Source organism: Mesorhizobium sp. M0037, assembly GCF_040323635.1.
Classification (GTDB): Bacteria; Pseudomonadota; Alphaproteobacteria; order Rhizobiales; family Rhizobiaceae; genus Mesorhizobium.
On record NZ_JAMYVB010000041.1, the window covers coordinates 1 to 9072 of the forward strand.

Genomic DNA, 9072 nt, shown 5'->3' on the forward strand with positions numbered 1-9072 from the left:
CGCTCGGCTTTGTCGTCATCGCAAAATCCCCGTTTCAAAAACAGGGAATCACATCCACCCAATTTTGCAACAGTCCCTCAAGGGGAGAGATTAGCAGTTCGGACGCCTTTCTCGCTTTCCACATTTGCGATTGGCGAAAGCCAGAGTGACGTCTGATCTCCCCCCTTGAGCGGGAGATGCCCGGCAGGGCAGAGGGGGTGTGACGGATCGCGACGGAACAAGCATGAACACCGAGTGTTCGCCGCGCTGCCGCAAACCCTAGTTCCCCGACTCCTGCGCCTTGTCCATTGCTTCCTTCACATCCGCCGGCCAGTCCGCCACCGGCGGCCAGGCCTGCGGCTCGCCATTGTTGCCGCGGCGGGCGAAGTAGAGCGTGTGCTTGGCCGGGTCGACCGCCATGAAACCGTCATTGCTGCCGCATGCGTGCGGCACGCAGCCGGTGGCGTAGAAGGCGCCCGACGCCATCTTTTCGGTGCCGCCGCCGACCAGCAGGCTGGTTGCCATGTCGGGCATGGTGTCGCCGAGCAGCGTCTGCGCCGCGTTGTAGACGGCCTCATTGTGGAAGGCGTCGATGATGTTCTGGTATTTGGCCGGATCGACGTCCTTCCAGTCCGTACCCGGCTCCGGCGCGTAGGTCAGGTCGCCCGAGATCGTCAGCCCGTCGCTGGGCGACCATTGCAGCGCTTGCTTCGTATCGCCCGGCAACAGATACGGCACGAAATAGATGGCGTTGTCGGCCACCGCCGCCGGCGGCGCCCCGCATTCGTCCTGTTCGACCTTGAGGCTTTGTATCTCGCCGCCTTCCGGCTTCCAGACGATGACCTTGGCCGGGCCGCACTGGTTGCCGCCGTCGCCGACATCGACCAGCGCCACGTCGACGCCGCCGACCTTGACTGTTCTGTCGAAGAACACGTCATAATTGCTGGCCAGCTGCTTGCCGTCATAGGCCAGCACCTTCTCGCCATCCTGCTCCGGCTGGGTGATGGTCAGCTGCCCGCCCTCGAACGGGACCGGCCCCTGGCTGTCATCGTCCGCCAGGGCCGCATTGTTCGACGCGCCCAGATCGGCGGCGGACGGATCTTCTGCCGGCACGAGGACCGTGTCGGTCTGTGCTTGCGCGCCGGCCACCGGCATCAGCATCCACGCCAGCGCGCAGGCGCCGGCAAGAAGAAAACGTGTCATGACTGTCCCCTCCGTTCAGCCGCCACGAACCCGGCTTTGTGGCGGCCGGGCCATCTCGTACCACTCAGGCCCAAGGACGCTCGGCAGCGTTCTTCTTCTCGAACGAGGCGATGGCGCCGGCCTTCTCCATGGTCAGGCCGATATCGTCGAGACCGTTCAGCAGGCAGTGGCGCTTGAAGTCGTCGAGGTCGAAGGTGACCACGCCGCCGTCGGGGCCGCGGATTTCCTTGGCCTCGAGGTCGACCGACACCGTCGCATTGGAGCCGCGCGAGGCGTCGTCCATCAGCTTCTCCAGGTCTTCGGGGCTGACGGTGATCGGCAGGATTCCGTTCTTGAAGCAGTTGTTGTAGAAAATGTCGGCGAACGACGTCGAGATGACGCAGCGAATGCCGAAATCGAGCAGCGCCCACGGCGCGTGTTCGCGGCTCGAACCGCAGCCGAAATTGTCGCCGGCGACCAGGATCTGCGCCTTGCGGTAGGCTGGCTTGTTGAGCACGAAGTCGGGGTTTTCCGAGCGATCGTCCTTGTAGCGCATTTCGGCGAACAGGCCGCTGCCGAGCCCGGTGCGCTTGATCGTCTTGAGATAATCCTTGGGGATGATCATGTCGGTGTCGACATTGACGATCGGCATCGGTGCGGCGACGCCGGTGAGCTTGGTGAATTTTTCCATGGCTTTTGCCCGTTCTTGATCGAATTCGTTGCGTCAGGGTTTGCTGCGCCCGGTTTACACAAAGCCGCCGGCAAATAAAAGGCAACTGTTGGTGCGCGGCCCGATCGAAAGATCGGCGGCAAACGTCTTTAAAACCGGCCGCCGCTGGTGCACCTTGCGCCCATGACCACACAATCGAATATTATCTATGCCAGTGAGCCTGAGCTCGACGTCGCTGAATTCCGCCGCGTGCTGGTCGAATCCACGCTCGGCGAAACACGCCCCGTCGATGACGACGCCCGGCTGCAAGCGATGCTTTCAGGCGCGAACCTGGTGCTCACGGCGCGGCTCGACATCGAAGGCAGGCCGCTGATCGGCGTTATCAGGGCCATCACCGATTTTTCCTGGGTGTGCTACGTCTCAGAGCTCGCCGTGTCGCAATCGGCGCAAGGCGTCGGCATCGGCAAGGGCCTGATGGACGAGGCCCGCCGGCAGCTTGGGCCTTCGGTCGCCATCAGCCTGATCTCGATGCCCGACGCCGTCGGCTTCTACGAGCGTATCGGCATGAAGCGCATGGCCGACGCGTTCTGGTTCTCCCGCGAGGGCTGACGCCGCATCGGGCGCAATTGCCAACCGGGTTGGGCAGTCAAGGCGGGCAAGGTTATCGGGCAATGCGGAACGGTGTTCAGGACCCTGCTGAGCAACGCCTCCTTGCCGCCCTTGACCCGCGCTTCATCCGGTCCACATCCCCAGCATGGGAAATCGCCGATCTCTCATAGGCACCGCCGGCTGGGGAATTCCGTCTCGATACAAGGCTGAGTTTCCGCAGTCCGGTTCGCATCTCGAACGTTACGGAAAACGCTTTCCGGTCGTCGAGATCGACACCTCGTTCTACAAGCCGCACCGCCGCGAGACCTATGAGCGCTGGGCTCACGCCGTGCCGGAGCACTTCCGCTTCGCGGTCAAGGCACCGAAGAGCATGACCCATGAGCATCGCCTCGCCGATTGCGAGGGGCTGACAGAGGACTTTCTCGGGCAGGTCGAAGGTCTCGGCGAAAAGCTGAGCGTGCTTCTGGTGCAGCTGCCGCCGAGCTTGCCCTTCGAGCCGGAGGTCGCCGGCGGTTTCTTCGACATGTTGGGCAAGCGTATCCGGGCAAGGCTGGCATGCGAGCCGCGCCATCCCACCTGGTTCAGTGCCGAGACGGACGCACTGCTGGCCGGTCACCAGGTCGCCCGGGTCGCCGCCGACCCGGCTTCGGTTCCGGAGGCAGCAGGGCCGGGTGGCTGGCCCGGCCTTGCCTATTTCCGCTGGCACGGCGCGCCGCGCATCTACCATTCGGGTTACGATACCGAAACGCTCGACCGGTTTGCGCGGCAAGTGGAAGCAACGGCCGCTTCCGGTGCCGAGGTCTGGGGGATTTTCGACAACACGGCCGCCGGGCATGCACTGGGGAACGCGATGGCTGTCAGTGCGATGGTTGCTTAGACTCTCGCGGGACAGCACCCCCTCTGGCCTGCCGGCCATCTCCCCCGCAAGGGGGGAGATCAGATGCCGCGACCGCTTTCGCCAATCGCCGACGTTGCAAGAATGGCGCCTTCGCCGAAGCTGCCAATCTCCCCCCTTGCGGGGGAGATGCCCGGCAGGGCAGAGGGGGTGGGCGGGAACTCGACAGAGCGATCCTATTCCGCCCGCCTCAAATCACGTTCAATTCCCGAAACGCCCGCCCTTCGACCACCCGTTCGTACCCAAACGCCGAGCAATCCACCGTCCGATACCCGCCATGCACCAACAGCTCCGCCAGCGCCTTGCCGACGGCCGGCGCCTGCTGCAGCCCATGCCCTGAAAACCCATTCGCGAAGATGAAATTGCCGACCTCTGGATGCGGGCCGACCACGGCGTTCTGGTCGAGCGTGTTGTAGTCGTAATGGCCTGCCCAGGCGCGGGTCGGCTTGATCGCCTCGAAGGCGGGGATGCGGGTTGCCAGCATGGGCCAGATCACCTCTTCGAACAGCGGCCAGTCGACGTCGAAATCCCGGGGGTCGGCGGGGCCATCGCCCTCCTCCGGCTCGGCGCCGCCGGTGAGATAGACCGAGCCTTCAGGCCGGACATAGATGCCGGATGGGTCGACCAGCAGCGGCATGTCGGCGTATTTTTCCCGCGCCTCGAAGACGAAAACGTTGCGCTTGCGCGGCTCGACGGGCAGCACGAGTCCCGCCATGCCGGCCACCCTGCCGGCATTCGGCCCGGCGGCATTGACGACGATGCCGGCTTGCAGTCTTTCGCCATTGTCGAGGTCCACTCCGGTGGCGCGGTTGCCCTGCCTCTCAATGCCGGTGACATCGGCGGCGATGAAATCTATTTGTCTGTCACGCAATGCCTTGCGAAACAGCGTCAACATGGCATGAGCGTCGAACCAGCCCTCGCCGGTACGGCCGAAGGCGCCGGCGCTGATGCCTTCGGTCGACAGCCATGAAAAGCGCTTTGCCAGCTGGTCGGCGTCCTCGAGCAGAATGTCGGCGCCCTCGGCGACCTGCGCCTCGTGGTTGGCTTTCAGGATCGGCAACCCGGCGTCGCCGGCCAGGATGAGATAGCCGCCTTCGCGAAAACCGATATCGGCGTCGGTGCCGAAGGTCTCCTTCAGCCGCCGGAACAGGTTGAGCGTGAACTGCGACAGCCGGATATTTTCCGGAATCGAGAATTGCTGACGGATCGAGGCCATGGACAGCGTCGTTGCGGCATGAGCGAATTGCGGGTCGCGTTCGATCAGCGCGATGGAGCCGGAAAAGCCTTCCTCGCGAAGGTAGTAGGCGACCGAGGAGCCGACGATGGCTCCGCCGATGATGACGATGTCGTAGCGCACTTTGTTCTCCGATCCACCAGCCCTCACGCGGCTGGCAAGGAAATCTCGAAGCGCGTGCCGCGCCCGGAGTCAACCAGCGCGACCGTGCCATCATGCGCTTTCAGGAGGGCCAGCACGATGCCGAGGCCCATGCCGGTGCCGCCGGACTCGCGCCGCGTGGTGAAAAACGGCTCGAAAATGCGCGCCCTGTTGCTCGGCGAAATGCCGGCGCCATCATCGCTGATCGCAATCGTCACTTTGCCGTCGGCGCTGGCAGCCGCCAGCAAAACCTGGGTCGCGCCGTGCCTGGCGGAATTGTCGATCAGGTTGGCAAGCACGATCGCCGCATTCTCGGCCGAGATGCGCAGACCGGTTTCGCCGCCCGTCTCGACGCGAACCGCCAGCCTGCCGTCCACCGGCAGCAATGCCAGCGCCGCATCGAGCGATGTGCTTTCGCCGCTCGGCGCCAGGTTTTCCGCGCGCGCCAGATCGAGCAGGCGCCGTACCAGCAGATTGAGCCTTCCGGCATCGTTGACGATGTTGCCGGAAAACCGCTTGCGCTCTGCCGCGTCCATCGCCTCGCCGGAATCGCGCAAGAGTTCGGCCGCGCCCTGGATCGCCGTCAGCGGCGATTTGAGCTCGTGCGAGACATGGGTGGCAAAGGTCTGGATCGAGTCGGAGCGCGCCTGCAGCTTTTCCGCCATGTCGAGGAAGGCGGCGGACAGCTCGGCCATTTCGCGCGTGCCGTGATGGTCGAGCGGCCGGATCGCGTCGCGGTCGCCGGCGGCGATGCGCCTCGTGCGCTTCATCAGCGCGTAGATCGGCCGGCTCACGGTGCGCAGGAAGACCAGCGCGATCAGCAGCGTGCCGAACAGCATGGCGATGGCCGCCAGCGTCACCTTGCCGCGTTCGCCATAGAGATGCTTGACGATGTTGTTCGGCGTTCGAGACAGATAGATCACGCCGGCGATATGGCCGTCGACCGCGATCGGCATGGCGACAAAGACGCGAACTTTCGTGCCGCGGCTGACCGAATAGAGCGGCGGTGGCGGCTGGTCGGGAATTCGTTGCCTGAGCGCGCTGGCATAGTGGCCGGTAAGGGCGGTGCGCACCTCCTCTACAAGGGCCAGCGACAGGCCGACCTCGTCGCGCCCGGCAATGACGACGCCATGCGGGTCAAGCAGCCGGAAGCCGGCCAGGGTGGTTTTCTGCGTGGTGTCGAGAATGCCCGACAGCCGCGCGCCGATCGCTGCAAAGGCCGGATCGGTGGCGGCAGCGACGCCGGCGGGCCGGGTCGGCAGCAAATAGTCGGAGGCGAGATCGAGGGTAGGCTCGATCGGCTGGTAAGGCGTGTCGTCGCCGCGGCTGGCTTCGCCGCTGTCAGCCTGCATCGGCACCCCAAGCTTCTCCGGGGCAATGGCGGCGTCACTGATATTCTGCGCATAGATGGCGGCGATGACGGCGCCTTGCGCGATCAACTCGCCCTCGGTCTGGCGGATCAGCTGGTTTTCATAAAGCCGGAAGAAGAACAAGCCGACCAGCGGCAGCGCCAGCACCATGATGAGGATGGCGAGGACCACCGTGGCCAGCCTTGGCCGCCATTTGGTGCCGATCCATTTGGCGTCGCTCAGGCGCCGCATCGGCCAAGCCGGAAACCGACGCCATGCACGGTTTCGATGGCGTCGAGACAGCCTGCCGCCGCCAGCTTGGCGCGGATGTTGCGGATGTGGCTATCGACGGTACGGTCGGCGACATGGATGTTGGCGGCATAGGCGCTGGCCACCACCAGATCGCGCCCCAGCACATGCGCCGGCCGCGCCAGAAATCCCCTGAGGATCGAGAATTCGATCGCCGTCAGCGCCAGCGCCTTGCCGTCGAAACTGGCGCCGTGGCTGGCCGGCGCCAGGCTGAGCTTGCCATGCGCGAAGTTCTTGTCGTCGGCGGGGTCGGGCGCCACCGGGCGGGCGCGGCGCAGGATGACGTTGACGCGCGCCACCAGTTCGCGCGGGCTGAACGGTTTCGTCACGTAGTCGTCGCCGCCCATTTCGAGCCCGAGGATGCGGTCGATTTCCTCGTCGCGCGCGGACAGGAACAGAACCGGCACGTCGGAGCGCTGCCTCAGCCGCCGGCAGACTTCCAGCCCGTCCATCTCCGGCATGCCGATGTCGAGCACGACGAGATCGGGCACGCGGCGCTCGATCGCCTGCAGGGCCGCGGCGCCGTCGGACACGGCCTGCGTCTTCATCCCGGCCTTTTCCAGCGCAAAGCAGATGATCTCGCGTATGTGCGGATCGTCGTCGGCGACCAGGATCTGATGCGGCATGGATCTAACGGTCCGGCACTGAAGGTTGCGAGGGCTGGGTAGGTGGAGGAAGCACGAGCGGACCTCTCTTGTCGAGAACCTGCACGAGCCTCCAGCCGCGAAAGCTCCAGGCGCGCCACTGCTTCTGCTCGGCGATAGTGTCGTCGATCATCATTTGGTCGGCCAGATAGGTGGTTTGGTTTCCGAATTGGTGCATGTAGAGGCGGTCCAGCGCCGGCATGGCGGCAGCGCCGAGCGAGCGCAGATATTCGGTATCGATAGGCGTGCCGTCGCCGGTCATTTCAAGGGAATGGTCGATATTGAAATTGGCGATCGTTGCGGCGAAGTTGATGAAGCAGCAGGCATAAAGCGTCGCCGATAGCGTCAGAAGATTGGCGGAGAGCAGCCATTCGTTGGATTTTCCAAGCGCGATGCGGGCAATGATCAGTGCAAGCCCTGACGCCACCAACCCCATCCAGACGAAGGCGGCGATGCGCCAGTAGGTCAGTGCATAGACGCCGATATAGAGATCGAGCCTGAGAATCGACGAGATGACCAGCACGATGTTCTGCGCCACCCAGGCATAGACCAGCCGGCGGATCAGCGGATCGCCTGAGGTTTCGCTGCCCGGCCGCAGCGCCGCCAGCACGAAGCCGGCGGCCAGCAGCGCCGTGGCGATCAGCGGATAGGCGCCGCGATGGGCATAGGCGGCATAGCTCAACCCGTCCGGCAGGGCGACCCCACCCCAGAGATAGGCTGCGTCGAGCCCGGTCTGCAGCGCAAACAAGGCGTTGAAGACGATCAGCGCGCGCAGGATCGCGGCCTTGCCGAAGACGACGGCCTCGATCGTTGTCGCTGGTTTAGTCGCGGCCGGTGCGGCCACGGCTGCAGGCGGCGTCAAAGGTGGAAGGCGGCGCAGGAAACGCGGCAGGCGAGGCCGCAGGAAAGCCCAGACGCCGGCGAGCACGAGCAGCCAGAAGACGATCCGCGCCAGCTGGATGAGATCGAGCAGCTTCATCAGGTCGATCAGCGACAGCCAGTATTCGATAACCGGGTTGGCGGTGCCGAACAAAAGCAGGAACACCGCGCCCAGCGTCACCGGCATCACCCAGACGATGATGGACGCCAGGCGGATGCGGCGGCCGCCAAGCCGGCGCACCGTGCGGCGCCATTGGAAAAAGTCACGGATAAGGCGCAGCGGCGCCGCCAGCAGGAACAGCGCGACCTGGCCGGCAATGCGGGCGATGCCGTGCCGCAGCCGCCCGGACAGGGACAGCGCAAACACCACCAGCGCCACGACAGCTATCGCCACCGACAGCGGGCTGACGTTCTCGGCCAGCGGCAGCAGCGCGACGAACAAAGCGGCCAGCTTGAGCCAGGGTCGGGTGGAATTCAGCGCGGCAGGATGCACAGCGACCACCGCGCCGGCGATCAGGATGGCAAACAGCAGGACAGTGATCCCGGCGGGCTGGCCATAGAAGAAAAAATCCGCCAGGGCGACGAGCAGGACGGCGATGCCGAAGCGGCTGGAAAAGCTTGCAAACGATGTCATGCGCGGATTTTCCTGACGGGCTTGGTCCGCTCGGCCGGTGGGCGGATAAAAGGGAGCAGGCTCGCTTCCAGGTAAGGGCGGGCCTCCGTCCGGGGCGGATCCACCAACCACCAGCTTTCGCTGCGCAGGCGATAGGGCAAGGACCAACGGTTTCGCTGTTGCATGCCGCCTTGTCGCGGGCTCGCATGGAAACGGCGGGGCGGAGCGGAGGAGGTTTTCCGCAGGGATGTGCAGTTTTCGTGCAGGACCTGCGCTTACGGCCGGGGCGCTGCCCGCCATCTTTCCGGACGTTGGCGCTGTCCCAGCCAGGCTCCTTTCCTCTCCCTCCGGAGGGGGAGAGGTGGCTCGGCGAAGCCGAGACGGAGTGGGGGAACCACCTGGCAATCGCCGCGAACGGACATCGGAAGGGCACTGAGCGCATTGCTCGCCTTGCGCCCAAGGGTCGACCCCCGGGGGGGGTGGGGGGCCACCCAACCCCCCCGCGGCGCGGGGGGCGGGAGGGCCCCCGGCCCCCCAACTGGGGGGCGGGGGGGGGGGCGGCGACGCG

8 protein-coding genes are annotated in these 9072 nt (G+C 65.2%); 2 read left to right on the forward strand and 6 right to left on the reverse strand.

Features of this window, described 5'->3' with window-relative positions; translation table 11 throughout:
• Positions 1-258: 258 nt before the first annotated feature.
• Both NKJ78_RS30565 and leuD read right to left on the reverse strand, forming a co-directional pair.
• Positions 259-1182, reverse strand: a complete 924-nt coding sequence (locus NKJ78_RS30565; protein WP_352460672.1) for an Ivy family c-type lysozyme inhibitor — start codon at positions 1180-1182, stop codon at positions 259-261.
• 64 nt (positions 1183-1246) lie between these two features.
• Complete coding sequence (gene leuD / locus NKJ78_RS30570) at positions 1247-1852, reverse strand: 3-isopropylmalate dehydratase small subunit (RefSeq protein WP_352460673.1); 606 nt, start codon at positions 1850-1852, stop codon at positions 1247-1249.
• A gap of 162 nt (positions 1853-2014) precedes the next feature.
• Between leuD and NKJ78_RS30575 the strand changes: the two genes are divergently transcribed.
• Complete coding sequence (locus tag NKJ78_RS30575; RefSeq protein WP_023694557.1) at positions 2015-2440, forward strand: GNAT family N-acetyltransferase; 426 nt, start codon at positions 2015-2017, stop codon at positions 2438-2440.
• Positions 2441-2585: 145 nt separating this feature from the next.
• Positions 2586-3317 carry a DUF72 domain-containing protein gene (locus NKJ78_RS30580; protein ID WP_023742083.1) on the forward strand — a complete coding sequence of 244 codons (732 nt, stop codon included), beginning with the start codon at positions 2586-2588 and terminating at the stop codon, positions 3315-3317.
• A gap of 208 nt (positions 3318-3525) precedes the next feature.
• Here the strand turns inward: NKJ78_RS30580 and NKJ78_RS30585 are convergent, their stop codons facing one another.
• The 4 genes from NKJ78_RS30585 to NKJ78_RS30600 are packed head-to-tail and all read right to left on the reverse strand — an operon-like array spanning position 3526 to position 8525.
• The gene (locus tag NKJ78_RS30585; RefSeq protein WP_352460674.1) at positions 3526-4692 is read right to left on the reverse strand and encodes an NAD(P)/FAD-dependent oxidoreductase; all 1167 of its coding nucleotides are present in this window, start codon (positions 4690-4692) and stop codon (positions 3526-3528) included.
• 23 nt (positions 4693-4715) lie between these two features.
• Positions 4716-6311, reverse strand: a complete 1596-nt coding sequence (locus tag NKJ78_RS30590) for a sensor histidine kinase (RefSeq protein WP_023740127.1) — start codon at positions 6309-6311, stop codon at positions 4716-4718.
• Complete coding sequence (locus NKJ78_RS30595; protein WP_023736741.1) at positions 6299-6994, reverse strand: response regulator transcription factor; 696 nt, start codon at positions 6992-6994, stop codon at positions 6299-6301. The genes NKJ78_RS30590 and NKJ78_RS30595 overlap by 13 nt, the downstream gene beginning before the upstream one ends.
• A gap of 4 nt (positions 6995-6998) precedes the next feature.
• Positions 6999-8525, reverse strand: a complete 1527-nt coding sequence (locus NKJ78_RS30600; RefSeq protein WP_023740128.1) for a DUF4153 domain-containing protein — start codon at positions 8523-8525, stop codon at positions 6999-7001.
• Positions 8526-9072 lie beyond the last annotated feature (547 nt).